Origin of the sequence: Trichocoleus sp. FACHB-6 (genome assembly GCF_014695815.1) — a bacterium.
GTDB lineage: Bacteria > Cyanobacteriota > Cyanobacteriia > Cyanobacteriales > FACHB-T130 > Funiculus > Funiculus sociatus.
Map to the genome: position 1 here is coordinate 62,118 of NZ_JACJOY010000027.1, position 25,076 is coordinate 87,193.

A 25,076-nucleotide genomic window follows, 5' to 3' on the forward strand; every position below is an offset into this window, starting at 1 on the left:
GCGGTTCATAAAAAAGGTAGATACGTCATAAAAACGTCTCTACAATCACAAATCAAATTCAAATAACCCGGAATAGCTAATGGCTAACAACTAATAGCAAGTTTGGCATCTTTCGGCATAGTTTCAAGTTTCATTTTCTTAGCTTTGTCTCGAATTGATTTGAGGGTTAAGCGAATCGCCCATGAAGATAAGGAAGGGTTATTTTCTATTTCATCTATCAGGGCGTTTAAATCGGTAAGCACTTCCTCTGTAAACTGGTTGTTAGTTGATTGCATGAGTGGAAATTGTAAGTTTGGGAAACCTTGAATAAAGGATATCAGTTTGTTTTTAAAAACAAACTGGCGAATAATTGAGCCATTCATCTGAATTGGACAAAAGGGAAATATTATAACTATCTCTACACTCTAGTTGGCTTGGAATTAGGGAAACTTCAATAAATTCGTCAACTTCAAAATTTACGCACTCTTCAAACGATAAGGCAAGATGAAGATAGGCGAGAGTTTCCATTTGTTTTACCCTGATTTTTTTAGCTGTTAAGTGTATTTAAGCGAAAATAGTTTTTGAAATGTTGTAGTAGCTGACCAGTTAGTTGAACGTCACGGCAAACCTCTGCTGTAATGCCGTTTTATCAAGGGTGATAGCCACTAAACTGTAGACACTGTGAGAATTGGCTGAGGTGCTTATGTTTCAAGCCACTCGTAGACGGTTGGCTTTTTGGTATACAACTGTAACAGCTGTGTTGCTGCTACTATTTGCCACTGGTGTCTATATGTATGTCCGCAGCACCTTGATTGAGCGCGTGGATGACACCCTCAATCATGTGGTAGAAGTTGTACAGCGAAGTCTCGTAATTGAAAATGTCGCGCCCGACAAACTTAGCGTTAACGTCGAGGCGAGTTTTCCCAACAATGCGGACACAGTTGAAGACGACCACATCGACCTAGAATGGTTTAGCCCCAACGGTGAATTACTCTGGTCAACTTTATCCGAACCGCTAGATATTCCCATCCATCTCAATCGCACTGGTGAAACCGTCAACGTGGTAAGGGGTTCAGGGGAGCAAGGAGAATCTCTTAACTCAAAACTCAAAACTCAAAACTCAGAACAAACAGGCGAGACACCTGTGCTAAGCACTCAATACTCACCACTCCTGCTGCGACAGGTGACGGAACGAGTGGAAATCGGGAGACAGGTACTGGGATATCTGCGCGTCAGCCATCCCTGGTTTGAGGTTGCTAAGCCGACTCGCCTGCTGATGGTCGATTTGATTTTTGGCACGGTGCTAATGTTGATTTCTGTTGCAGCTAGCGGCTGGTGGCTTTCTGGGTTGGCAATGGAACCAGTGCGGGAATCTTATCAACGTCTCAAACAATTTACAGCTGACGCTTCTCACGAACTGAGAAACCCAATTGCCATGATTCAAACCAATGTCCAGGTGGCGCTAGCTGACCCTGACTTGGTAGAAGCACAGGGCGAGGCACCTCTACATTACCGCCAACAGTTGAAAGTTGTAGAACGACTTACGCGGCGTTTGGGGCGTTTGGTGGATGATTTGCTGTTTCTAGCGCGGCAAGATAGCGGTATGGTGCAACGCAATTGGGTGTCAGTTCCCCTGGATGCCCTATTGATGGAGGTGATAGAAGAACAACAGCTAGTTGCATCTGAAAAGGGGATCAAACTATCTTTAGATTTGGCACTGGGGACTGGGGACTGGGGACTGGGGGACTCTGCCCAATCCGCAATTCCCAATAATCCAAAATCAGGCGATGTTTTGGAAAGAATAAATTTCCCCAAAAATCCCTTCAAAATCCAAAATCCAACATTGGATGTTGAGGGCGATTGGGATCAATTGGCGCGTCTGTTTACAAATTTGGTTAGTAACGCGGTGCAATACACTCCGGCGGGTGGTCAAGTTAATGTCGAATTGCAATATATAGAAAAAGGCGATGGTGAACGCATCTCTACTAGACGCTACGGGATACCCCAGCTACAAGTGACCGTCAGCGATACTGGCACGGGTATCCCAGAATCGGCACTACCTCACATCTTTGACCGATTTTATCGGGTTGATCCAGCCCGGACTCACTCTAGTGGGAATTCTACAACAACGGGGTCGGGATTGGGGTTAGCGATCGCTCAGGCAATTGTCGAAAATCACCACGGTTACATCCAAGTCGCCAGTATTCTCCATCAAGGCACAACCGTGACAGTCACCCTACCCGCCCCTAGAGAAGAATAACAATAAACCATCAAACAACTTCTCCCATTCAGCCTTCATTCCTCATCCTGCCCATTACTCTCCTAAAGAAATGCTACCCGTGACAGATGCGGGGATCGTGCTTAACCTATTAATTTCTAAAAGGTGTGGATAAGGAATTTATCCCCATTCAATTAGCCAAAAATTGCGCTTGAAACTCTTGGGAGTTTCAGTAGCTCGCTGCTGTATGCGTACATTTTTCGGCAAATAGCATTTTTTACTAGATTCAATTTATCAGGAGTTTCTGATGACCATACCTTTAAGAGAAGATATTGCCTACATCTTACTCAAAAAAATCCACGAAGGTGACAATGAACCCGGTAAACATGAAGTGTCTTTTACAGCATCAGATTTTGCCGGAAGACAAGTTACAGAAACCGACCTATTAGGTCACTTGGATTATTTAAACCAAAAGCAGTATATCGATGCCGAATTTACTGGCAATGCCTATGCAAACCAGGAGGATACTTCGGATGTAGTTAACCCGAAAGAGTTCGACTTTCGGATTGCCAACACCTACGATCCTTCAGATGGTTTAGCGCCTCATTTGATTAAATTTAAGAGTGCAAGACTGACAGAAAAAGGGCAACGTCTTCTAGAAAAAATGGAAGATAACCCGCCTGAGTCTCTTAATGAAGGCCCGGTAGTTCCCATTGCTACAAAAGATATGCCCTTTCTGGAAAAAGTCATGTTCCGGGGGGAATTGGAAGATATTTTTGATGCCAGAGATATCACTGAGGTGGTGTTCCGCACAATGCGGGATATGATGACCAACGAAGCTGTAGACCGGGTAACTGAAGAATTACATGAAGAAGCGCTACCTACAGAAGATAAAGCGCTGCAAAACGAAGTTGCGGATCTTTGGGTAGATACTAATCCCATTGTCCATTTTTTAAGTCGGATTCGTCCGCCTTTGATTATTAAATCCGATACTTTTCTATTTCGGATTCGTCAAGAAGCTGGTTTGCCACAAGGCGTAGAACCAGAAATGGCAATCAAGGCTGTCTTCTCGGCGACTAAAGATGACTTGTCGCCAGAACGGATTAAGGAAATTTCTGACTTTCTTCCCGACAAAATAAAGGAAATGTGGGAGCAAGCATAGGGTGAAATAAGGGCTAAAGAAAGATTTTATTCATCTTTCTTTAGCCAGGTGCAAGGGGAAAGAAATCAATATTTGAAACTTATAAAAATAAAAATAAAAAATATAGGCAACAGCCAATTTTTTAAATTTCAGTTAACAGAGGAATAAACTATGATTCGGCAAAATCAGCCAATCAAAAAAACCATTGGGTTAATGGGGGCTATCTGTGGAAGTCTAATTATTGGCTTACCAGCACTCGCCCAAATGAACCCCACTCCCGGCAATATTAACCAAGCGCCGGATAGTAATGATCGCATGATGCAGAATACAGGCGATCGCGATACCATAAACCAATCAGTCCAACCTACAGGGCGCGTTTCACCCCTTAACCCTTGTCCGAGTGTCTTTTACGAACCCCAACACGTCCAGCGCGGCATTCGTCCTCCAGAGGGTTGTCCGGATGTCTTGCCCGGAACACAACCAGTACAGCAGCCAGTATCTCCCAGTTCTAACGCTATACCTGAAAGCGGCGGACAAGAAACTACACCAGCACCAGAACAGCTACAATCTCCTGCTTCCAGAGTTATCCCCATGAACGGGATGGTAAGTGTCAAGCTGGTGAATCAAACTGGCGATCCTATTACTTATCAAGTGATTGGTGATACCACTCAGCGACAGCTACAAGGCAGATCCGATGCCACCCTCGAAGGTTTGAAAACACCCGTGAATATCACCTTCCAACGCCCAAATGGGGCATTACTAAGGGTAGTTCCTCAAGCATCCTCTGAACCGGGAGTATTGGAGGTAAATTTACAGGAAACAACGGATCTAAGCGTTGATAAAAATGCCATGACCATTCAAGAAAGTGGATCTGTTTTCTTGAACTAAAAAGTAAGAATTCTCGTTTCTAGGCTGAGGCTGGAAACGCAACTGATGAAAAACCTAACCCCCAACTCCTGAAGGGGTTGGGGGTTAGGTAAAACGGTTTATTTTCAAGCAGGCTGATGTTTTATTTGGTGCGGGTAAAACGGATTTGCGCCAAATCGTTGATTAAAAACGCTTCTTGCTGCTCATCCCCTAAAGAACGAGCCAAAATAATCGCCCGTTCGTAAAAAGTCTGAGCCGTTGGGTTGTTGCCGCTTGCCTGGTAAAGTTGAGCTAATAACGCCAGTGTTCTGAGTTCTTGACGCAGATTTTGCGATTCTTGGGCAAGGGTTAAGCGTTGGTCGAGTAATTCAAAGGCAACCGGATATTGCCTAAGTCTGCTGTAGATTGCCACTTGACCATCAATGGCGCGGATCTGAGTTGAGCGATCGCGTGTTTGTCTGCCTAATCGCTGCGCCGCACGGTAGGCTAGTAAAGAATCGCGATATTTCTCAGTCGCTAGATAAGCATCTCCCAAATTATTTTGTGTATTTGCCTCGCCTAGCGGATCATCACCCCGCCGCCGAAAAATTAAAGCTTCTTCGTAACGTTTAATCGCCTGATAATAATCTCCAGCACTAGCTGTTGCCAAACCAAGATTACTCAGCGATAGCCCTTCACCAGGTAGGCTTTTGATGCTCTGGGCAATTCTTGCCGCTTCTGAAAAGCTGACTATAGCGGCATCTACGGCACTTCGTTGCAGCAGCAGCGTCCCCAAATTATTTAAACCATAAATTTGACCTTGGAAATCTTGCCTGTCACGAGCAACCGCCAAGCGTCTTCTGAGAGCATCTTCTGCTTCGATGTAACGCCCTAATTTACCATAGGTGATGCCGAGAAAATCGTATGTAAGACCGATTGCCTCCTTGTCGCCAATTCTCTGATAAAGTTCTAAAGCCTGTAACCAGTAGGGAATGGCTTTTTCCAAATTGCCTTTCTGCTCCTCCTGTCCCCCCAGTCGCAGCAGTGCGTCAGCATCTTCCCTGTCAGTGGTTTGAGTGCCGTTGTTTAAGGGAATGCTCAGTTGTTGGTCAATACTGACAGCTTTGGCAGCTTTAGGGGCGCTGAAAAAGAAAGCAACAAGTAACAAGTAAAAACTAACAAGTAATAAATTCCAGCTTTCAGTTCTAATTAACCCATATTTCCTTAGTCCCTTACCCACAACTGGCAAATCCTCCTTTTGGTTGCCCTGCCTCAGAATAGATTCTGAGGCTAATAGGTTAAGTTTGTTAAAACGGATTGACTTTAAGAAATTTTTAGTCGGTTTTAACTGATATCTTGCAGCATTCTCAACTGGGCGGTTGAAACTGCGTCTAGACAGACAAAACCCGCCTGCATGGGTTTCAAAACCTTCGACTTGTCTTAAGTCCGGCTGCGCGGACTTGGTTTGTATAGGTGCGATTTCTAATCGCCAAGGCTTATTGGTGCAAGATGTCTGTTTTAACCGAATTGCTCTATTAAGCTGGGGTTTTAACCCCAAGCTGACTGCCGATAACCATCCCCGCTCCCTATAACTCATACCTGGTAGCTCCTCTCGCCTTTGCTTGCTTGTCTATCCCCCAACAGATAAATTGCGCGAATATCTTCTGGTAATGATGCTTCTAATAGTTGATAACCTTCAGTTAGCTTGATTCGCACCGCCGCCGGAGAAATTGCCTCTCCTTCCGCCTGTAAATAAGCAGCAATTCGCGTATCGCTCCAGTTAAAAGTCTGCGCCATCAAAACCATCAACCTCAGCATCGGCGGAAATCGCTCTAAAGCTTGTTCTACATAACACCACAGCGGCGGAGAAGCAGCTTGTAGGTTGTAATGAATTGCTTCTACAGGTGGCAATTCTGCCTGGTTGATACAAACAGCCGTGATATTAATTAGCCAGTTCTGGAAAGTTAGCAACCCAGTCCCGGTAACGTCGCGCAAATCCAAACCGCCTAGCTCAAAGTAAATGTGCCGCCAGGTGAGGGCAAATAGATAATCTGCCTGTACAGGCGATCGCGCTAAATGCTGAATCAACGTATATACAATCGAACTGTAGCGACAGAAAATCGCGGTGAAAAAGCGTCCCTGTTCAGGGTGACGCTGAAACAACGTGAGTAATTCCTGATCGCTGTAATGAAACAGCGATTTGACAATCGGATGATTGCTTTCCGGAAAATGAGGAATCTGCACAATAAGAGAGCTTAGTTGCCAGGAGTGTGAAATCGGCACCGACGATTCTAATATATCCTGATGTGTTGGCAGATGCGATCGCTTCAGGATCGCATCTGCCAACACACGAGTAGACAAGCGATCGCTATTTGCCCTTTTTTAAGTATTGCTGGTTTATTTTAGACCTTATACCTAAATTCAAGTATAATTTTGCCCGGACAGCGGTCTAAATCCCTAATAGGGATTGAAATTTTGATACAATAAGCTACCCTAAAAGAGTATCCTCTGAGTTCTCAAAAATTTACACTGTGCAGAACAGTAACAGCAATTTTGTGAACTCTCATTGGGTTGGCAAGCGCCTCGTAAGTTCATGATTCTAGCGGTTAGTATTATTCCTTCTGTGCTGAACATCTTTTATTTAGGGTCTTTCTTTCCGGAATTGCCTCTAGACGGTCTTTTGTCCACACAAGGCATTATGGTAATGCTATTGGTAGCCTACGCGGGTGCCATGTGGATGTTCCTCACTAGCGCCCCGAAAGTCCACACCATCATGGTGTCCGACTTAGATATGGCGCGAGAGTTGTACGAAGGCTTGCTAGATTTGCCCGTAGCAGAAGTGCCACTGCACTATTACTACAACTATGAGCAAACCCTGGGCGCTACCGCCATCGATCCTCTTTACCTCTCACCGACTTTGGGAGGCACCGCTACCCAAAAGTTTAGCGGTAACGATGGTTTGTGGTATCAGCTGAAAAAGAATACTCAGCTACACATCATCTCTGGCGCAAGTTTGGGCAGAAAAAATCAGCAACGCCACGTATGTTTTGACCACGACTGTTTAGAGATGGTGCTGCTGCGAGTACAAATTCGCGGTGTCAAGCACAAAATTCGCCGCGACAAGCCACTGAATTTCTTGGTGAAGGATCTCGAAGGTCGCGTGATTGAAATGGCGGAAGTGTCGAATTAATTATTTTGACGTTCCATTATCCATAATTTTTCGTCACCCCACCCCGCTCTTAGAGTGGGGTGACGGGGCTTGTGGCTCACTTCACATGGTCAAAGCCGTATTTTTCCTTAATAAAGGCGTTGTAGTATTGACCAATTGACGGTGCGCTCTTTAAAGCTTGATAGACGCTATCAGGTACATCGTGATAGTTGTAGATACTTCCATTCTCGAATTCGAGGCGGAGTGTTTTAGTTTCTGAGTGATAGTCAAAGGCTTTAATAAAGCTGCTGTTCGACTTTAGGAGAGGGAATGCGATCGCATCCCGAATACTCGCACAATCTGTCAGCACCATCACCAAGCGGTCAATTCCAATCCCTAAACCACCCGTAGGCGGCATTCCATACTCCAACGCCGTCAGGAAATCCTCATCCACGCCTTGCGCTTCCAAATCTCCCGCCGCCTTCCGCGCCGCTTGTGCCTCCAAACGTTCGCGCTGATCGATTGGATCTGTCAACTCCGAGAAACTATTCGCCGTCTCTCGTCCTACAATAAATAACTCAAACCGTTCCACCAAACCAGGCTTGGAGCGATGCGGCTTAGCCAGGGGCGAAATTTCTACAGGAAAATCTAGCACAAATGTCGGCTGAATCAAATTAGCTTCACACTTTTGCTCAAAAGCTTCGTTGAGAAGTTTCCCAATAGATTCGCATTCTTGCACATTCTCAATCCCCGCCTGAGTAGCTGCTGCTTTTGCTTCCTCAAGAGATTGAAAAGAGTTAAAATCTAACCCTGTCTTTTCCTGAACCAAGTCGTGCATTGTCACCCTACGCCAAGGTGGAGTTAAGTCAATCGCCTCACCCTGGTAGGTAATTTCCAGCGTATTCAGCACCTCTTGGGCAACGGTGGTAATAATCCCCTCCGTCAGCGCCATCATGTCGTGATAATCGGCGTAGGCTTGGTAAACCTCAATCGTCGTAAATTCCGGATTGTGGCGAGTCGAAACCCCCTCATTCCGAAAAATCCGCCCCAATTCAAACACCTTCTCAAACCCACCTACAATCAGCCGCTTCAGATGGAGTTCTGTGGCAATCCGCAGATACAACTCCATATCCAGCGTATTGTGATAGGTGATGAAAGGACGCGCATCAGCACCGCCAGCTTCACTCTGTAACACTGGCGTTTCAATTTCAATGAAACCCAACTCATCTAAATACCGACGAATCCCAGCCGTAATCTTAGCGCGACGGCGGAAAGTTTCCCGCACCTCCGGATTTACGATCAAATCCACATAACGCTGACGATACCGCTTCTCGACATCCGTAAGTCCGTGCCACTGATCCGGTAAAGGCAACAGAGACTTGGTAAGTATCGCGTACTCTTTAACGTAGACAGATAATTCGCCCTTTTCCGTGCGTTTAATTGTCCCCTTGGCTCCCAGAATATCCCCCATATCTGTCAGCTGCTTGACTGTGTTAAAAGCATCTGGGACATCCGCCATCCCTTCTTCGATTCTTTTCTTCTCCAAGTACAGCTGAATTGTGCCAGTTTCGTCTTGCAAGGCAAAGAAAGCAAGCTTACCGAACACGCGCCGCGCCATGATGCGCCCAGCAACGGCTACTTCTACGTCAACTTCTTCGCCGCTGGACAAATCTGCGTATTTTTCCTGCAATTGAGCTGCATGGTGGGTAGTTTCCCACTTGTAAGCGTAGGGATTCAGCCCTAACTGCTTGAGTTGTTCGACTTTCTCTAACCGCGTAGCGCGGATATCTTCTAAGGACATGATTAGGAACTTCTAGGGGCAATCTCTGATTTTAGGATGCTCTGGGCGAGTCTGTTAACTATTGTGGCTTGTTTTCGCGGCAGGAGGATGGAGGGACGCGATCGCATTCTCCCCCACTCCACAACAAAAATGCGATCGCTTCCATTACCACTTAGAAGATCAATGATACTGTTGGTGATGCAGAAAAAGTAACTGGTCAGATGGCTAAACTGGTTCCTGGTGAGGGTTCTGTTGCAACTTATGGTGAATTAAACAAGGCGAGACGTAGAGATGATAACCTCACAGCGCATCACATTCCGTCCGATGCGTTTATGAAAGCAAAAGTGTCTGGTTATACCAGAAATAAGGGGATTTCGATATGGATGGAGCAGCCGTATCCGGGAGCGGCTGGTCGTCATCGCCAGACTTTATCTTATGGATCGTCTCCCGACTTGAGCGTTTCTCCAAGACAGGCTCTTGCTCGTGAAGTGTGGGATGTACGATTGATTTATCGCCAACAAGGACTTTATACGCCTGATATTCGGCGTAGCTTACAGCAGGTCATCAAGCAAAATAAATTAACTTGGGTAGGTACTTTTAACAAAGTGAGGAATAGAAGATGAGCGATAATAACTTGATTGAAATTATGAAAGCTAATAGATTTATGCGATCGCGTGCCGAGGTCGTAGCTTTTGATGAAGCTATGGCTCAACTTGCCAAGCATCCGAAAAATGAATATTTGCCAGAATTGCATCTAGTTTTAGACGATGAGTGCGAGCATCACGAGGTCATGTATGGCCTAATCCATTTTCTGGAGTCTTTTGATGCAAAGGAACAGTTTCAAGCGCTTATTGATGTTATTCCTGAGCTAATTGTCCGTGCGCCAGAGTGGACAAAAACTCTTCATTACGGAATTCTAAATGATGATTTGTCTTGTGCTTTATATAAAGAGATTTTGCATTCAACTAACTCCAAAAATCGGGATGTTGTCTATCAGGTTCTTAAAGAAATTGCAGCGTCGGAATCTCCGCCTCTGTCCTCACACGCTGAGTTTGTTTTGAGCGAAAGTGCAACTCTGGTTAATTAACTGAAGTTAAAGCGCGATCGCATTCTTTTTGCTAGACAAGTATAAGTGGATATGCAAAATAAATTACACATTAAATGCTATTGAAAGCCTTATGTAGCAAGGCCAGCTTATGTAATTTATTCTGCACAGGTACTTACCACTTAAATCGAATAACTTTTGTAACTGCTATCTAAATAAACACACTCACTGAAATCAGCTTTTTACGGCTGTACTATCGCCTTGGCATTGTAAATCTTAGTCTGCTAGTAATCTGGCGAATGTTTTCCTTGTTGGAATGCAACATAAAGTAACTGTCGTCTGTCCCGTTCAGGCGAATCGAATTCGGATAGCGGACAATGAGCGTTGCCATTCTTTCCAGTGCCTTGTCTTGGTCAGCCGAAGGCAAAATTAAACACGCTGGGCGACCCTGTATTTGCAACTGCTGCACCTGGGGACGAGTACCATAGGGAATTAGTCTATGATTCCGTGCTTCATTATTACAAACATCCTGTATAGTTGACGGCGGCGGTGTCAACAGCCCCGTTACGTGGAAAAATCCATCAGCACCACTGAAGCGTTCTCGGTTTTCATAGCCCTGGGTAGGTTGCCAATTGCTGGGGTAGCTAAAAGTAACACCATAGGTAGAATTAGTGTACCGCTGTGTACTTGCACGGCGTTTAGATGGAACTTGCTTTTGGCTGACTGATGGGGAAAGCTGCTTCAAGGAAACTTCTGGAGCAACGCTAGGAAGTGCTTGACTGCTACCTGGGGAGAGTATGTCGCCTAGTGGCACGAAGGCTACAACTCCTAGGACAAACAATAGAGAATATCGAGAAACAATGTTTTTCATGGATTTTCTTGAAAGACTATATAGGACTTACACAAACGGCAAAAAATCGCGCTTTTTTCAAGGACTGTTTAGTTATTCAACAATTTCTGTGAATTTGAACAATCCCCAACTATTTAACTGATAAATTCCGCTCGCGTTTACCTATATCCGGTAATTCTTGGGACGGTAGCCTTAGAAATTCTGTTTCCTCAAATTTATTCAGGACTTATGCAGTTGCCGTGAACTAAAGTTCCGGCTCAAAGCTTAAACCCATTGAAATGGGTTTGTTTGAGGTTTTTTAGTCAGTTGAAACTGACTTAGGCTTTGGGCCAGGAAATTGATTTCCTTCCAGTGGGTAAGTCCTATTATTGAAAAAATTGAATTAGATAATTGGAACCGGGAACTGGGAAGCGAGTGTATCTAGGTGAACTTAAGATTAAGACTGCGCCTCATCCTCAGCAGAGTCATCCAAATACAGCCTGATAAACTCCTCCGCAGCGACCAGATCGATCTTCTGAAGCGCCTTCCAAATCTCAAGCATCGTCTCAGCCACGGGATCTCTCACTTCACTCACCCAGCGGCTTACATTTGATCGCCGAATCCCCATTGTCATTGCCAGACGATTTTGGCTGATGTTATGGGTATCCAATACCTTTCTAAGTGCTTTGCCTGCTTTTCCCATAACTTTGATCGTCTCAGAGGTTCACGGTCTAGTAAATGTTTCCTTTTGGATACGATTAGTGTAAGATAGATGGTAACCAATAGGAACCAGTGCGTCTGAACCGCAAAATTGCCATGTCCCTGCTTCGTAGCCACATCAACCCGCAAACCTTTGTCATCACTCTGAGACAACTTGCCAAACACCTCAACATTGACTCCAGACGCATCCTGAATTGGCAAAAGTGGCAACACGTCCTCTGGGTACATATCGAAGGTAGAGGCGGCTACTTCGTCAGCTATCGCAGCTTGGAACAGTGGATAACCGCTTGCTGCGACTTGCTGCGCTGTTGTCCTAATTTGGAAGCGCTGGCAGTCATTTGGTCAGCTATTCAAAAAGAAGCCAAGCGGTACACTGAAGAAGGTTTAGAACGACTAGAGCAAGTTTGGCAGCAAAGGCAAGTTTGCATAAAGATGAGAGGCAAGATGTCTTACAAAGATGTGAAGGCAGTTTAACTTAACTGAAAGCCTAAAAATCTACTCCTCGCTTTAAGTCAACGCCTCGGTCAGCATAATGCTTGTGGCAAATCATTTCCGAGTGGACGCTGGCCAGATCAAAATAAGCTGGTGTATTCAAACAACGTCCGGTGATGATAACTTCTGTGTCGCGGGGTTTGCGTAACAAAGCTTCTACTATCGGCTGTTGCGGCAATAATTCTAAGTCAACTGTGGGATTGAGTTCGTCGAGGATGATAGTTTTGTACAAACCAGACGCGATCGCAGTCCGGGCAATATCCCAGCCTCGTTCTGCTTCCACATAGTCTAGCTCTTGCTGTTGTCCCCGCCAGACAATTGCATCCCGCCCGCAGCGCTGATGATCTACCAGGTTCGGATATGATTGTTGCAAAGCAGCGATCGCGGCATCCTCAGTATAGCCAGTACCACCCTTGAGCCACTGCATAATCAGGACTCGGTGCGAAGTATCCTGACTAATCCCGCGTCCAATTCCCTGCAACGCTTTGCCTAGCGCACTGGTAGACTTCCCTTTACCAGCACCCGTGTAGATTTCAATTCCCGAAATCGAATTTTCCTCAGATGCAGGGTGTTTGTGAGGCTTCATTTCCGAGTGCAAATCGGCAATATCTAGCAGTTGTTGCGGCGCGGCTCTACCTGTGACAATGATTTCTAACTCTTGGGGTTTATGCTTGAGAGTCTGCACGACTTCATCCACACTCAGCAAACCTAAGTCTAGAACCGGGTTCAGTTCGTCTAGAACCAGGACAGAATAGAGGTCAGATGCTAGAGCGCCTTTTGCCACATCCCAGCCGCGTTCCGCCTCCTGTGTGTCAAAGCGCGTAATTTCCTCTTTGGTAAAAAATTCTGCTCGTCCCGTGCGAACCTGGTCAATCAGGTGCGGGAAACCTTGCTGTAAAGCTGCGATCGCGCCATCTTCATCATAGGCGCGTCCCGGCCCTTTGAGAAACCGCAGCAGCAGCACTCGCGTTGCCAAATCTGTATTAATACCTAGCCCAATTGAACGCAAAACGACACCCAGCGCCGCTTGCGATTTCCCCTTCCCGGCTCCATCGTAAACATGAATCTGCCCAACAATACGCTCAGAACGTGCTTGCGCCGTGCGAATGCCAATCCCCGTTCTGTTCATAATTCTCATGAAATCTCAGCTGCCACAAATTGATAACGATAGCAGATTAGAAGTTTAAATTGAAAAGGAGCAAGGCACAAGACGTTACAGGAGTTAAGCTGTTGTGTATCCAACGCCGTATAAATCTACACTAGGAATAAGTAGTCTGTTTGTGGTGCTTTTTTCCCCTGTGTCAGTGCAACCAACACAACAAACAAAAAACGATTTCCACTCTTTGCAACTTTGTTAACTAGAAGTTAGGGAGACAGTCTTATGGGTTCAAATGTTTTCCCCCTGCCTACGATTTTATTTCAATTTCTCTTTTTACTGGTAGCGATCGCTATAGAATCATTCATTCTACATAGAAATCTTAACCTTGGTCGCCAAACCAGCGCCGACTATGCTATGTTGATTAACTTACTCTCAAGTATTGTAGGATGGTGGATTTTCTTTTATGTTTTGCCTTTGCTGCCAGTGGAACTGAGAGCGCAGGTAATTAGTTACATTTTTTTTGATGCTTTTTTTACAATTAACCAATCTTCAACATATACAACGCAGCTAATTTTAACAATATTTATTGTTTTCCTGTCTAATTATCTCTTAAAATTAAATTTTTTACAATTAATTCAATTTTTAATCGAGCCACCTAAACCAACTACATCTGAACCCCAAGAAAGGAAGCTAAAAACTATTACCGCTCGTAACGTTGAAACCCAAGAACGTCCGAATCTAGCAAATATAATGTTTCAAGCAACTTTCTGTAGTTATGGTGTTATTTTAGTTATTATATTTTTGATTCGTTCGGAAATTATATAACTTTTTAGGTTTTGAGGCATTTCCCGACCAAAAAAAATGATTGAGGTTAATTTTTTAGTGCAAGGAAATTAGCAATGTTTTGGATCGTAGTAGACATAAAAGATTTTTTTAAATTTTTGCAGTCGCTAATCGAGCCTTTCATACCTTCTCGTGCTTATTCTTGGAAGACACTAATTTATCTAAGTACATTTTCTTGGATAATGTCTCTTTTGACAACCGATGAAGCGCGAGATTTTATTAGTTTTTGGGGATGGATATTTTTAATTGCTGGGACAAGCTGGGCTAGCACAGAAAACAAAATAAAAATTGGCAATCTGTATCTGAGTCCTTGGATTACGGGGGCCTTAATCTGTACTTTCGTATTTGGCCATCGAACGCCGGAAGAACAAGAGGCGGGCTTGATAATCTGGCCTACATTATCGGCACTGATTGCTATTGTCCCAGATTTTCTCGATCAAGGCATGAAATTAACATTGCCTAAACCAGCAATTCGTCAAAGAGACTTAATTTTGCTTGCCAGCAATATACTGATTAGCTGCTGGATTCAATTTTATTTTGTAGCTCAAAATTGGTTGAGTGAATATCCCACCTTAATGTCCGATGACTTTAGCGAAAGTGCTTTTATGTTTAGAATGGAATCTACAGAGCCGATACCTCCCAGAGGTGCCATAGTTTTAGACTTTATGGAACCACTTTTAAACCAAGAGTTGGATAATAAACCTTGGTCAGAAGTGGAACGATGGCTGCTACAACCGCAACCGCGCATAGATGCCCTTAAAAAGGAAGCGATCAAAGGGCTTCCTAATGTTGAGGAAGATTTATGGTGGCAATATACGTCTAAAATATCGTCAATTAACTCAGGCTATAACTTACAATTACTGGCAATTTGGCAAGGGCCGCGATCTCAACCTGAAGTATATTACATAAACAAGTCTTGCCAGATTACTCAAACCTATGAGCAAGCAGATACTAATTCTGAGGCGACATCCAACGAAACTAAGGGACAAGCAACTCCGGTCGCTCAAGTCAGCTGTCAACCAGCCAGTACCTTAAAGCAGAATCAAGCAGCCAGAAGTCAAGGGTAATAAAATATAATAAATCGTTGTAGTAAATAAGTATTAATTCAGAATAACAATGAGTTTAAGTACAGCAAAACCAAGACAAAGCAATGTGTTTAAAGAAATGATTGGAAGCTTGAAGAGAACTTTAGCGATCGCTACCAATGCGTTTCGGGAAGTAATACGCGATCGCGTCCTTTATCTCATCGTTTTGTATGCTCTTGTGATGGCAGCAGCGTGGCGATTGCTACCAGAAGTTGCGGCAACAACAGAAGATAAAATGCTTTTAGATGTAGGTCTGGCAGCAATTGATGTACTGGGTTCAATTGTCGCTATATTTGTTGGCACAGGGCTGATCAACAAAGAAATTGATAAGCGCACAGTCTTGGTGTTAATTCCTAAGCCAATTAGCCGCGCTGAATTTATTATTGGCAAACAACTAGGACTATCAGCGGTGCTGGGTGTATTAGTGGCACTAATGACTGGAATTTATCTGGCTTTTTTGAGTTTGGCTCAGATTTCGTACCCAGTAGTTAGCATTTTGATTGCCGCACTCTACCTATTTTTTAAGTTATGCTTATTAACTGGTATTGCGTTGATGTTAGGCGTTTTTACTAGCTCCTTGCTCGCTACTTTGCTAACTTTTGGAATTTATTTAATGGGGCATTCCAGCCGGGATTTGTTAGCACTAGGGAACTTGAGCCGCAATGCCGATATTGAACGCCTAACTCAAGCCCTATATCTGGTATTACCAGACTTATCCAGACTAGACCTAAAAAATCAGGCAGTTTATGGAATTTTGCCTGACTCAATAACACTTTTAAGCAATGCTGTGTATGGCTTGCTGTACACTGTATTAGTCTTGGCGATCGCTATCCTAATTTTTTCAAGGCGTGAATTTTAACTACAGGTGTAAAGTTAGTTAAGGCGCGATAGCGAGAGTATAAAACCACTCTTTAATCTTTAGTTTTATTTCAAACCTTTCTCTTGGTAATGCCGGAGCCGCCACTAGCACCCCAACCAGCTAACCTCCGCCTACTGATAGTGTCAGAATCAAGTTTGGATGTAGAGCTGATTATTAAAAGGCTGCACAAAGCAGTAGCCGCTGTTACTTATGATGTTGCCGCAACTTCTGCTGCTTGTCAGAAACTATTGCAGGAGCAAAGCTATGATGCAGTATTATTAGATATTTCCCTGGAAGAAATGAGTATGGAGATACTAAAATTACTCCAGCAATCAAAGCAAGAAATACCCTTAAATTTATTTAATAGTTGTTTAGAAGATAAGGCAGGCGTGAATTATCTAAAAGCAAAGACAAACCAAACTCACCGATTAGAAAGAATTGCTGACCAGAGTGCGATCGCACTCTACAATGCTCAAACCTACAAACGCCTAGAACAGCAAGTCAGAGAGCGTACCCAAGAACTAGAGGAAGAAAAACAACTCTCAAAAATTGCCAATCGTACCAAAAGCGAATTTATCGCCACCATGAGCCACGAACTGCGAACACCCCTAACCTGCATCTTAGGGTTTTCGCGCCTGCTATTAGATCAAGTTTTTGGGAGACTCAACCAAAAACAGCAAGAATACCTCACTGCTATTAGTTCATCTGGCAATCATTTATTAGAACTGATTAATGACGTTCTGGATTTATCTAAAATTGAAGCGTGTCAAGAATAATTAACTTTAGAAACACTGCTAGTAGAAGAAATATGTCTGGATGCTGTTAAACTTGTGCGCGAACGGGCGCAAAAAAAAGGGTTACAAATATTAGTATATATTGCGCCAAATATTACAACTTGCATAGCTGATAACCACCGCTTGGAACAGATTTTGGTAAACCTGCTGTCTAATGCAGTGAAATTTACAGAAACTGGTTTAGTAACGCTCAACGTAGAAAAAACCGCAGACACCATCTTATTTTCAGTGATTGACACTGGTATTGGCATTAGCGAAGCCCAGCAAACTATCCTCTTTGAAGCGTTTCAGCAGCTAGATAGCGGACTGAATCGCCAATATGAAGGAACCGGTTTAGGTTTGGCTCTATGCCGCAAACTGGCATTACTACACGGTGGCGAGATTACAGTAAAGTCAAAACTCTTAAGCGGCTCCTGCTTTACATTACACCTACCAATACAGCCCCAAGATTCATCAAAAACCGCCCAAAATTCGCTACCGTAAAAAAGTAACTCTCATGCAGCCTTCTCTTCCTCTGCGTACTTTCTTGCCTGGAGCGGTTCAATTTTTTTTAACTAACCATGATTGATCAAAAACTTGAGCAACTGAAAACCTTATTTGCAGAAATGGAAATGGCTCTGATTGCCTATTCCGGAGGCGTCGATAGCACCTTAGTTGCCAAGATTGCACATGACGTTTTAGGCGATCGCGCCTTAGCCGTAACCGCCGTTTCTCCTTCTCTTCTTCCAGAAGAACTAGAAGATGCTCGTATCCAAGCAGCAGCAATTGGAATTGCCCATAAAGTAGTGCAAACCCACGAAATGGACAACCCCAACTACACCTCGAATCCTGTCAATCGCTGCTATTTCTGCAAAAGCGAACTGCACGACACCCTGAAACCGTTAGCCCTTGAACTCGGTTATCCCTACGTCGTGGATGGTGTCAACGCCGACGATTTAGGAGATTATAGACCAGGAATTAAGGCGGCGAAAGAACGAGGAGCGCGATCGCCCTTAGCAGAACTCACAATAAGCAAAGCCGAAGTACGTCAAATCTCCAAACAATTAGGACTTTCCTGGTGGGATAAGCCCGCTCAACCCTGTCTGAGTTCCCGCTTCCCCTACGGCGAAGAAATCACCGTCAGCAAACTGCAACGAGTCGGAAGAGCCGAAATTTATCTGCGTAAGCTAGGTTTATCTAATCTCCGAGTCCGTTCCGATGGCGATACGGCCAAAATTGAGTTATCACCAGAGCAAATCAAAGAATTTGTCTTAACCACCGATTTACCAACTCTAGTTTCCGCCTTTCAGGAATTCGGCTTTATCTACGTCACCCTCGATTTAGAAGGCTACCGCAGCGGCAAATTAAATCAAGTTTTGTTGCAGAAAGTTTAACGCCGTCAATGCGTCTTGAACTTCCCAAGCCGCTTAAACCTAACTTTCTCTCGTTAAGAGTCTCTGACTCTTAACGAGAACTTGGCAGAACCTCCAGTTGTGAAGGTCGAGACTCTACCTTGAAGGGGAGCATTCCCAGTCTTTTGCTTTTAACGAGTCAAGGAAAATATTGGGTAGTTCATAAACAAAATCGCGCTAAAAAAACATATGGGATTAAAGCTTGAAAGTGTCATTCCTTGGGGACGTTCATTAAAAGAATATAGTGGGATGTTTCACCTAACTCCTGACGACCTCCAAAGGACAATTCTTGATTGTGCTGGTGGCCCTGCCAGCTTTAATATTGAGATGACACGCCAAGGGTACAAAGTTAGATCTTGCGATCCCGTATATCAGTTTACCGCCAGTGAAATTCAACAGCGTATCCAAGAAACCTACCAACAAGTTATAGACGGCGTTCAAGCCAACCTCGACAGATACGTTTGGCAGAATATCCAGTCACCAGAACAAATGGGGAAAATTCGGATGTTAGCCATGCAGCAATTTCTCGAAGACTTGCCCTTAGGAATTCAACAACAGCGATACATAACCGCTGAATTACCTGTTTTGCCCTTCAAGGCCAATCAATTTGATTTAGCCTTGTGCGGTCATTTCTTATTTACCTATTCTGATTTTCTCTCACAAGACTTTCACATCAACTCAATTATCGAACTTTGCCGCGTTGCCAAAGAAGTGCGAATTTTTCCCCTTTTGCATCTTTCTGGAGAAGCGTCACCAATGCTCGTGCCAGTTATGGAAGAATTAGAAGCACAAGGCTACAACTTGGGAATCAAACAAGTACCTTATGAATTTCAAAAAGGTGGCAACCAAATGTTGCGGGTATTGCCAAAAAATGAGGAGTGATCAGTGTGATACATCTGTAGGGACATGGCATTGCCATGTCCCTATCAAGGTGGACTGAACAGTGAACGTCAGAACCGGGATATATTCCACCCAACTGAGAAACGCTATAGTTGTACGTTTGGTCTTTGAGAATTTAACCCAAAACGCATAGGTAAAATAAAATTCTTCAACAGCCACGCACTCTCGTGCGCTCTTAATCCACGCATAGGGGTGGCTTCCCAACTATGCTCAAAAAGCTTCAGGGCATTCTTCTGCTTGAAGAATGCCCTGATTCAAATCGATTCATTTATTCACAGGCTTTGGAAAGCCTTATTGAATTGTTACACCACTATCGAAAACGGACTCTAGCCGATTAATTGCAATAAACCTAGCTCAGTGAAGCATTGCTGCGGTCATAGCTGGCTCGGAAGCTGGGATGAGGCTGTCCCTGAATGTGGTTCCAGTATTCAGATCCTTCAACATCCATACCCACTTCAGCTGCTGTGCGACCTAGCATGGATTGCTGACGGTTCTTGATGATGTGATGATGACGCATCATGAGGGCGCGAGCTTGTTCTTGAGTAGACATACCAGGTTTCTCCGTGTTGCTTAAGTGATGTTTAAAGGTCGTTTTTTTCCCTTACTTATTCAATATAACAGAAAATTCTGTATCTAAATTTACAAAACTGGTTTTTAAACAAAAATTCACAAATAATCTTGGGAGCAGGTAGCATCGCGATTCCGATTTTGCATAGCCGATACTGGTCGGCAGGCAAAGGCTGTAAAATTTGACGAACAACCGACAAATCTGAAACTACTACATCCTCCAAAAGTTTGATTTAATACTTCAGATAGGTAGGCTAAAGACATATATTGGGAAGACATCAACTCTGTAGCTCAGTCCAGAAGATATAACTGACTAGGAAATAAAAAAATGCTTACATCGTGTCATATTCTCGTAGAGGGCAACCCTGTCATCATTTATGCCAGCCGGAATGGTAGCCCTAATAAGGTTTTACCCATTCTCAAGCGATTTCTAGATAAGTTTTGGCAAGAACGAGAAACCTGTGGAGAAAACAGCGATACACCTGAGTGCTTAGCGGCTCAGATTCTGGTGCGGTTTGGCTACGAGATGTGTGAAGACGATTTTTCTAACTTGCGAGTAGGAATGAAGTTCGCTCAGGATGTGGGATATATCTACTGCGTATCTTTGGATCGCAGTGTCAATGTCTGGGTTCCAGAAGCTTCCTATCGTAATAATCCCGCGCTGGGACTTAAAGCGTGTCGTCCAGACTCGGTGCTGAGCGCTTCCTAAGAAAGACTTTTATGCGATCGCAATCCTCTTGAAAAGCTAAGCACAGCGATCGCCTCTGGCTTGAAACGAGATATGGCTAGGCTAAAGTAAGTTGTGAGTCTCAAAAAGGGGCAAAAAAAGGCAAAAGAAGGAATCTTTCCTCTTTCTTCTGCCTTTTTCCCTTTTAAGCTGCTGCTTCGGCCCACACGCGGGCAAACTGGCTTTCAGTGATCCCTGGCACCGTCTGTACCCTTCCCGTTTCAATGTCGGCGTTTACAAAAGGCTTCTGGTTACTAATAAGAAGTAGTGGAAGTCTGGTTGATACGAGTCAAACTCAAGCTTGAAGCCGCATCACAGACAAGCGCGAAAACGATTACCCTGTATAGATAGGGGTTAAAACTACCACAGTTTCAGCTCTAAGAGACAACCAGCTGATCTTAATTTCAATGTTCTCCACAATTGCAGGTTATGTAATCGTTTTAATTTACACAAATGATACTGTCTTCCCAGAGGGTGTCTAACCCCTCTGACAAAGATCCGCTTAGAATATTGCGATCGCATTTTTTTTAAACAAAAATTGGTTAATATAACCAATGCCCTTTCACAGCGCTTTGGGGAGCAGTTATCAAATGAGTAATTGGCAATGGGTAATTGGCAATTAATAATCCCCTCTACCCTGAGTTCCTCTCCCACTTAATCCTCATCACTTTGATAAGCAGGATAATTATCTAAACCAAAAAATACAAATAATATGTTTGACGCACTTGCTGAACGCCTAGAATCTGCCTGGAAAACACTACGAGGTCAGGACAAAATTTCCCAATCCAACATCCAAGATGCGCTGCGAGAAGTTCGTCGCGCATTGCTGGAAGGGGATGTCAATCTCCAGGTAGTCAAAAATTTTATCGCCGATGTCGAAGCCAAGGCGCAAGGTGCTGAGGTAATCTCAGGAGTCCGCCCCGACCAGCAGTTCATCAAAATTGTTTACGATGAGCTGGTGCAAGTAATGGGAGAAACCAATGTTCCCATCGCCTCAGCCGATAAGCCCCCCACCATCGTCTTGATGGCTGGCTTGCAGGGAACAGGTAAAACCACAGCTACGGCAAAGCTAGCTTTGTATCTCCGCAAGCAAAATCGCAGTACCTTACTGGTAGCAACAGATATCTATCGTCCCGCAGCCATTGACCAGCTCGTGACGTTGGGCAAACAGATTGACGTGCCAGTGTTTGAACTTGGTACAGACGCGAACCCAGTGGAAATTGCGCGGCAAGGTGTCGCACAAGCTAAGGCAGACGGTGTAGACACGGTAATTATTGACACTGCTGGTCGCCTCCAAATTGACCAAGACATGATGGCTGAATTAGCCAAAATCAAGCAAACCGTCCAGCCGCACGAAACGTTGCTGGTGGTGGATGCCATGACCGGGCAAGAAGCAGCAAATCTCACCCGTACTTTCCACGAACAGATTGGCATTACTGGTGCCATCCTTACCAAGCTAGATGGCGACAGTCGTGGCGGTGCGGCGCTTTCTGTAAGGCAGATTTCTGGACAGCCGATTAAATTTGTCGGCGTGGGTGAAAAGGTCGAAGCCCTGCAACCTTTTTATCCTGACCGGATGGCTTCCCGGATTTTGGGCATGGGAGACGTTATCGGCTTCGTGGAGAAAGCCCAAGAGGAAATCGACCTAGCAGATGCCGAGAAGATGCAGGAAAAAATGCTCTCGGCTAAGTTTGACTTTAGCGACTTCCTCAAGCAGATGCGGCTCTTGAAGAATATGGGATCTCTGGGGGGACTCCTGAAGATGATTCCGGGGATGAACAAGATTTCCGACGAACAGCTCAAGCAGGGAGAAACCCAGCTAAAGCGGACGGAAGCAATGATTAATTCCATGACCAAACAGGAGCGCACCAACCCGGATTTATTAGCCAAGTCTCCTAGTCGCCGTCGCCGGATTGCCCGTGGTGCTGGCTATCTAGAATCAGATGTGAGCAAGCTGGTAACTGATTTCACAAAAATGAGAACAGCCATGCAGCAAATGAGTATGGGCGGCTTCCCCGGTATGCCCGGAATGATGGGCGGCGGCATGGGCGGTATGGGCGGCGGTAATCAGCCTTCTCAACCCGGTTGGCGCGGCTACTCGGCAGGAAACCCAGGCAAGAAAAAGAAAAAGGAGAAGAAGAAGAAAGGCTTCGGCACTCTCTAAAAGTTAAAAATTAGCAGTTTCTCGTTAAGAGTCTCTGACTCTTAACGAGGGAAACAGAGAACGGGCGATGAATTATGAGTTATAATTGTAAGTTCAAAACTCGTTACTCATAAGTGGATCTGGCTAATAGCTTAAAATCCAATAAGGAGCATTCTTCATCAACATGGTCAAACTGAGATTAAAGCGATTCGGCAAAAAGCGGGAAGTTAGCTATCGGATTGTAGCGGTGCATAGCACCTCCCGCCGGGATGGTCGTCCCCTGGAAGAACTGGGCTTCTACAACCCCAGAACCGATGAAGTAAGGTTGGACGAGCCTGCCATAACCAAGCGACTCAAAGAAGGAGCGCAGCCCACAGAAACTGTGCGTCGGATTCTGCAAAAAGCTAATGTCCTTGAACAATCCAGTGCAAGAGCCACCTCATGAGAACGGGTTGGGTAAACCAACTCCAACCATCAAACCAGTAGGAACGTCCCCTCGTGGGGGAGTACAACCGGATTATGCCGCTCTGGTGAATTTTTTGGTGCAGGCCTTTTTAGAGTCGCCAAAGTCACTGAGCGTAGACTGTGAAATGTCACAAGGCAACACGCGAGCCTGGCTGAGGGTTGCCTTTGAAGGTGAGGATAAGGGACGAGTATTTGGTCGAGGGGGGCGGAATATTCAGGCAATTCGGACAGTAATTGAAGCGGCTGCCCTTGCTGCTGGACAATCTGTACATCTAGATATTTATGGAAGTCCGGCGCGATCGCTTGAAACTCCCCCGGAAAACCGAGAAGGCCCCAAGAAAGATCCACCCCGTCGCCCGTCTGCTCCAATACCTTCTTCCAAATCCCGCACCAATTAAAACTTGTCAAACGCTCAAGCGATCGCGTTTAGCTTTGATGGGGGAATGGGGAGATGAGCAGAACCTACTCATCTGTCAAAAGTAAAAGGGCAAAAGCAAAAAGAATATCCAATGTCTAAAGCTGGGGGATTGAATAACGATACTTCATCGTGGTTTTTGACCGATATGAAGCAAAAAGTATCAAAACCTACAAGTTCTTTCTTTTGGCTTTTGCCTTTTAGATTACATGATTGCCTTTTTTTTGGGACGCCCAAGCTGGGAGCTGCAAAGCGATAAATCGGGCGTTCTTTCACATAAATATATAAATGATAGAGGCCTTTAAGACAGTACAACTACCGAGTACAAATAGTGCGATCGCCCTCGCGGGAGATCGGGAAGAAAACCTCAAAGTCCTAGCAAAGTCTACAGGTGCAACTATAGTGTTGCGCGGACAAGAACTGATAATTTCTGGAACCCAGCAACAAGTAGACCGTTGCTATGAGTTAGTGCGAAGCCTTAAACCGTTCTGGAAAGACGGAAAGCGGATCACCAAAGTCGATATCCGCACCGCCGCCTACGCCGTGGATACTGGACGCACTGACGAAATGCAAGCCATGCAAGAGGAAGTTCTAGCCCGAAACCGTCGTGGCGAAGAAATCCGCGCCAAAACTTTCCCCCAGTGGCAGTATATCCAGGCAGTACGCACCAACGACCTTACCTTCTGCATTGGGCCAGCAGGCACAGGTAAAACCTACCTAGCAGCAGTTTTAGCAGTTCAGGCGCTGCTTAGCGATCAGTACGAACGGCTCATCCTAACACGTCCAGCAGTAGAAGCAGGCGAAAAATTAGGATTTCTGCCTGGGGATTTACAGCAGAAAATCGATCCATTTCTGCGCCCCCTCTACGATGCCTTATATGAATTCATCGACGCAGAGAAAATTCCTAGTTTGATGGAACGCGGCGTTATTGAAGTCGCACCCCTAGCTTATATGCGCGGTCGTACCCTCAACAATTCCTTTGTGATTGTTGATGAAGCCCAGAACACCACACCAGCGCAGATGAAAATGGTTCTGACTCGGCTTGGTTTCCGTTCCCGGATGGTTGTTACAGGCGACATCACCCAGACAGATTTGCCTGGACATCAACAGTCAGGATTAGCTGTTGCTCAGAAAATCCTCCAGTCAGTTGAAGGTATTTCCTTCTGCTATCTCTCCAAAACTGATGTCATTCGCCATCCCTTAGTTGAGAGAATTGTATCAGCTTACGAACAGCACGAAGCAAAGTAATAGTCAATAGTTTGTTGCTACTGGCATTCAGCCCAAATTATCCTAAATGATTCGTGAAGGCGAGATCCCCGACTTCTTAGAGAAGTCGGGGATCTGAAGGGCTGGCTCACAACTCAAATAGAATTGCTATACAACTATTTTTGGCGTTGGATAATGGTGCTATGAATTGAGGCTAAATCTGATGCAATGTCCTGAATGCGGTTCCAATCATATCCGTAAGAACGGTAAGATGCGAGGTAAACTTGCATCACATTTGTGTCGATTGTGGTCGTCAGTTTATTGATGTTTACACAGCCCCCCAAGGATATTCCGATGAGATCAAAGCTTTATGTTTGAAAATGT

The 25,076-nt window shown here is 44.7% G+C and carries 28 protein-coding genes and 1 pseudogene; 21 read left to right on the forward strand and 8 right to left on the reverse strand.

All coding sequences use genetic code 11. The annotated features are described in order from the left end of the window. Positions 1-83 precede the first annotated feature (83 nt). Positions 84-362 (reverse strand): hypothetical protein, encoded by a 279-nt coding sequence (locus H6F66_RS05870; protein ID WP_199313304.1) that lies wholly within the window; start codon positions 360-362, stop codon positions 84-86. Positions 363-682: 320 nt separating this feature from the next. Between H6F66_RS05870 and H6F66_RS05875 the strand changes: the two genes are divergently transcribed. The 3 genes from H6F66_RS05875 to H6F66_RS05885 all read left to right on the forward strand — a co-directional run bounded on the left by H6F66_RS05875 (position 683) and on the right by H6F66_RS05885 (position 4,226). After that, positions 683-2,239, forward strand: a complete 1,557-nt coding sequence (locus H6F66_RS05875; protein WP_190419172.1) for an ATP-binding protein — start codon at positions 683-685, stop codon at positions 2,237-2,239. Between the two features lie 265 nt (positions 2,240-2,504). Beyond that, entirely contained in the window at positions 2,505-3,359 is an 855-nt protein-coding gene (locus H6F66_RS05880) for a DUF2267 domain-containing protein (protein ID WP_190419174.1), read from the forward strand. A gap of 150 nt (positions 3,360-3,509) precedes the next feature. Continuing rightward, positions 3,510-4,226 carry a hypothetical protein gene (locus H6F66_RS05885; RefSeq protein ID WP_190419176.1) on the forward strand — a complete coding sequence of 239 codons (717 nt, stop codon included), beginning with the start codon at positions 3,510-3,512 and terminating at the stop codon, positions 4,224-4,226. 121 nt (positions 4,227-4,347) lie between these two features. Here the strand turns inward: H6F66_RS05885 and H6F66_RS05890 are convergent, their stop codons facing one another. Beyond that, positions 4,348-5,781, reverse strand: coding sequence for a tetratricopeptide repeat protein (locus H6F66_RS05890; RefSeq protein ID WP_190419178.1), 1,434 nt, complete (start codon positions 5,779-5,781; stop codon positions 4,348-4,350). After that, complete coding sequence (locus H6F66_RS05895; RefSeq protein ID WP_190419235.1) at positions 5,778-6,428, reverse strand: sigma-70 family RNA polymerase sigma factor; 651 nt, start codon at positions 6,426-6,428, stop codon at positions 5,778-5,780. The genes H6F66_RS05890 and H6F66_RS05895 overlap by 4 nt, the downstream gene beginning before the upstream one ends. Before the next feature lie 349 nt (positions 6,429-6,777). Between H6F66_RS05895 and H6F66_RS05900 the strand changes: the two genes are divergently transcribed. Continuing rightward, a complete protein-coding gene (locus tag H6F66_RS05900; RefSeq protein ID WP_190419180.1) occupies positions 6,778-7,374 on the forward strand; it encodes a glyoxalase-like domain protein in 597 nt (198 codons plus the stop codon). A 76-nt stretch (positions 7,375-7,450) separates the two neighbouring features. Here the strand turns inward: H6F66_RS05900 and lysS are convergent, their stop codons facing one another. Further along, positions 7,451-9,133 carry a lysine--tRNA ligase gene (lysS, locus tag H6F66_RS05905; protein WP_190419182.1) on the reverse strand — a complete coding sequence of 561 codons (1,683 nt, stop codon included), beginning with the start codon at positions 9,131-9,133 and terminating at the stop codon, positions 7,451-7,453. Positions 9,134-9,169: 36 nt separating this feature from the next. Here lysS and H6F66_RS05910 point away from each other — a divergent pair, with 36 nt between their 5' ends. From H6F66_RS05910 to H6F66_RS05920, 3 genes are read left to right on the forward strand one after another with little or no spacing between them, the layout of a single operon-like run. Continuing rightward, positions 9,170-9,325: a hypothetical protein gene (locus tag H6F66_RS05910; protein WP_190419184.1), complete on the forward strand. Its 156-nt coding sequence runs from the start codon at positions 9,170-9,172 to the stop codon at positions 9,323-9,325. Between the two features lie 8 nt (positions 9,326-9,333). Beyond that, a complete protein-coding gene (locus H6F66_RS05915) occupies positions 9,334-9,735 on the forward strand; it encodes a hypothetical protein (RefSeq protein WP_199295117.1) in 402 nt (133 codons plus the stop codon). After that, positions 9,732-10,199, forward strand: coding sequence for an Imm30 family immunity protein (locus H6F66_RS05920; RefSeq protein ID WP_190419186.1), 468 nt, complete (start codon positions 9,732-9,734; stop codon positions 10,197-10,199). The genes H6F66_RS05915 and H6F66_RS05920 overlap by 4 nt, the downstream gene beginning before the upstream one ends. A gap of 211 nt (positions 10,200-10,410) precedes the next feature. On the opposite strand, the gene H6F66_RS05925 is transcribed toward H6F66_RS05920, so the two are convergent. Beyond that, positions 10,411-11,028: a hypothetical protein gene (locus H6F66_RS05925; RefSeq protein ID WP_190419188.1), complete on the reverse strand. Its 618-nt coding sequence runs from the start codon at positions 11,026-11,028 to the stop codon at positions 10,411-10,413. A gap of 415 nt (positions 11,029-11,443) precedes the next feature. Next, entirely contained in the window at positions 11,444-11,689 is a 246-nt protein-coding gene (locus H6F66_RS05930; protein ID WP_190419191.1) for a helix-turn-helix transcriptional regulator, read from the reverse strand. A gap of 113 nt (positions 11,690-11,802) precedes the next feature. Here H6F66_RS05930 and H6F66_RS05935 point away from each other — a divergent pair, with 113 nt between their 5' ends. Further along, entirely contained in the window at positions 11,803-12,180 is a 378-nt protein-coding gene (locus H6F66_RS05935) for a hypothetical protein (protein ID WP_190419193.1), read from the forward strand. Positions 12,181-12,193: 13 nt separating this feature from the next. Here H6F66_RS05935 and H6F66_RS05940 read toward each other — a convergent pair whose 3' ends face one another. Then, complete coding sequence (locus H6F66_RS05940) at positions 12,194-13,327, reverse strand: cob(I)yrinic acid a,c-diamide adenosyltransferase (RefSeq protein ID WP_190419195.1); 1,134 nt, start codon at positions 13,325-13,327, stop codon at positions 12,194-12,196. Positions 13,328-13,579: 252 nt separating this feature from the next. On the opposite strand from H6F66_RS05940, the gene fraC reads away from it, so the two are divergent. From fraC to H6F66_RS05970, 7 genes are all read left to right on the forward strand, one after another. Then, positions 13,580-14,122 carry a filament integrity protein FraC gene (gene fraC, locus H6F66_RS05945; RefSeq protein ID WP_190419197.1) on the forward strand — a complete coding sequence of 181 codons (543 nt, stop codon included), beginning with the start codon at positions 13,580-13,582 and terminating at the stop codon, positions 14,120-14,122. A gap of 74 nt (positions 14,123-14,196) precedes the next feature. Next, positions 14,197-15,207, forward strand: coding sequence for a DUF5357 family protein (locus H6F66_RS05950; protein WP_190419199.1), 1,011 nt, complete (start codon positions 14,197-14,199; stop codon positions 15,205-15,207). 97 nt (positions 15,208-15,304) lie between these two features. Further along, complete coding sequence (locus tag H6F66_RS05955; RefSeq protein WP_190419239.1) at positions 15,305-16,084, forward strand: ABC transporter permease; 780 nt, start codon at positions 15,305-15,307, stop codon at positions 16,082-16,084. 89 nt (positions 16,085-16,173) lie between these two features. Then, positions 16,174-16,860: a histidine kinase dimerization/phospho-acceptor domain-containing protein gene (locus H6F66_RS27550; RefSeq protein ID WP_199295118.1), complete on the forward strand. Its 687-nt coding sequence runs from the start codon at positions 16,174-16,176 to the stop codon at positions 16,858-16,860. Between the two features lie 54 nt (positions 16,861-16,914). Next, complete coding sequence (locus H6F66_RS27555) at positions 16,915-17,361, forward strand: ATP-binding protein (RefSeq protein WP_199295119.1); 447 nt, start codon at positions 16,915-16,917, stop codon at positions 17,359-17,361. A 77-nt stretch (positions 17,362-17,438) separates the two neighbouring features. Beyond that, complete coding sequence (larE, locus tag H6F66_RS05965) at positions 17,439-18,251, forward strand: ATP-dependent sacrificial sulfur transferase LarE (RefSeq protein ID WP_190419201.1); 813 nt, start codon at positions 17,439-17,441, stop codon at positions 18,249-18,251. A gap of 207 nt (positions 18,252-18,458) precedes the next feature. Further along, positions 18,459-19,151 (forward strand): SAM-dependent methyltransferase, encoded by a 693-nt coding sequence (locus H6F66_RS05970; RefSeq protein ID WP_190419203.1) that lies wholly within the window; start codon positions 18,459-18,461, stop codon positions 19,149-19,151. A 367-nt stretch (positions 19,152-19,518) separates the two neighbouring features. Here H6F66_RS05970 and H6F66_RS05975 read toward each other — a convergent pair whose 3' ends face one another. Then, on the reverse strand, positions 19,519-19,719 hold the full coding sequence (locus H6F66_RS05975) for a hypothetical protein (RefSeq protein WP_190419205.1): 201 nt from the start codon (positions 19,717-19,719) through the stop codon (positions 19,519-19,521). 345 nt (positions 19,720-20,064) lie between these two features. Between H6F66_RS05975 and H6F66_RS05980 the strand changes: the two genes are divergently transcribed. The 6 genes and pseudogenes from H6F66_RS05980 to H6F66_RS28270 all read left to right on the forward strand — a co-directional run. Beyond that, positions 20,065-20,445, forward strand: a complete 381-nt coding sequence (locus tag H6F66_RS05980; RefSeq protein ID WP_190419207.1) for a histidine kinase — start codon at positions 20,065-20,067, stop codon at positions 20,443-20,445. Between the two features lie 730 nt (positions 20,446-21,175). Continuing rightward, positions 21,176-22,627, forward strand: coding sequence for a signal recognition particle protein (gene ffh, locus H6F66_RS05985; RefSeq protein WP_190419209.1), 1,452 nt, complete (start codon positions 21,176-21,178; stop codon positions 22,625-22,627). 163 nt (positions 22,628-22,790) lie between these two features. After that, positions 22,791-23,051, forward strand: coding sequence for a 30S ribosomal protein S16 (gene rpsP / locus H6F66_RS05990; protein ID WP_190419211.1), 261 nt, complete (start codon positions 22,791-22,793; stop codon positions 23,049-23,051). Then, positions 23,014-23,469 carry a KH domain-containing protein gene (locus tag H6F66_RS05995; protein ID WP_190419213.1) on the forward strand — a complete coding sequence of 152 codons (456 nt, stop codon included), beginning with the start codon at positions 23,014-23,016 and terminating at the stop codon, positions 23,467-23,469. Before rpsP ends, H6F66_RS05995 begins: the two co-directional genes overlap by 38 nt. Before the next feature lie 305 nt (positions 23,470-23,774). Continuing rightward, on the forward strand, positions 23,775-24,734 hold the full coding sequence (locus H6F66_RS06000; RefSeq protein WP_190419215.1) for a PhoH family protein: 960 nt from the start codon (positions 23,775-23,777) through the stop codon (positions 24,732-24,734). A gap of 181 nt (positions 24,735-24,915) precedes the next feature. Then, a pseudogene (locus H6F66_RS28270) lies at positions 24,916-25,076 on the forward strand (IS1 family transposase); the annotation flags it as partial.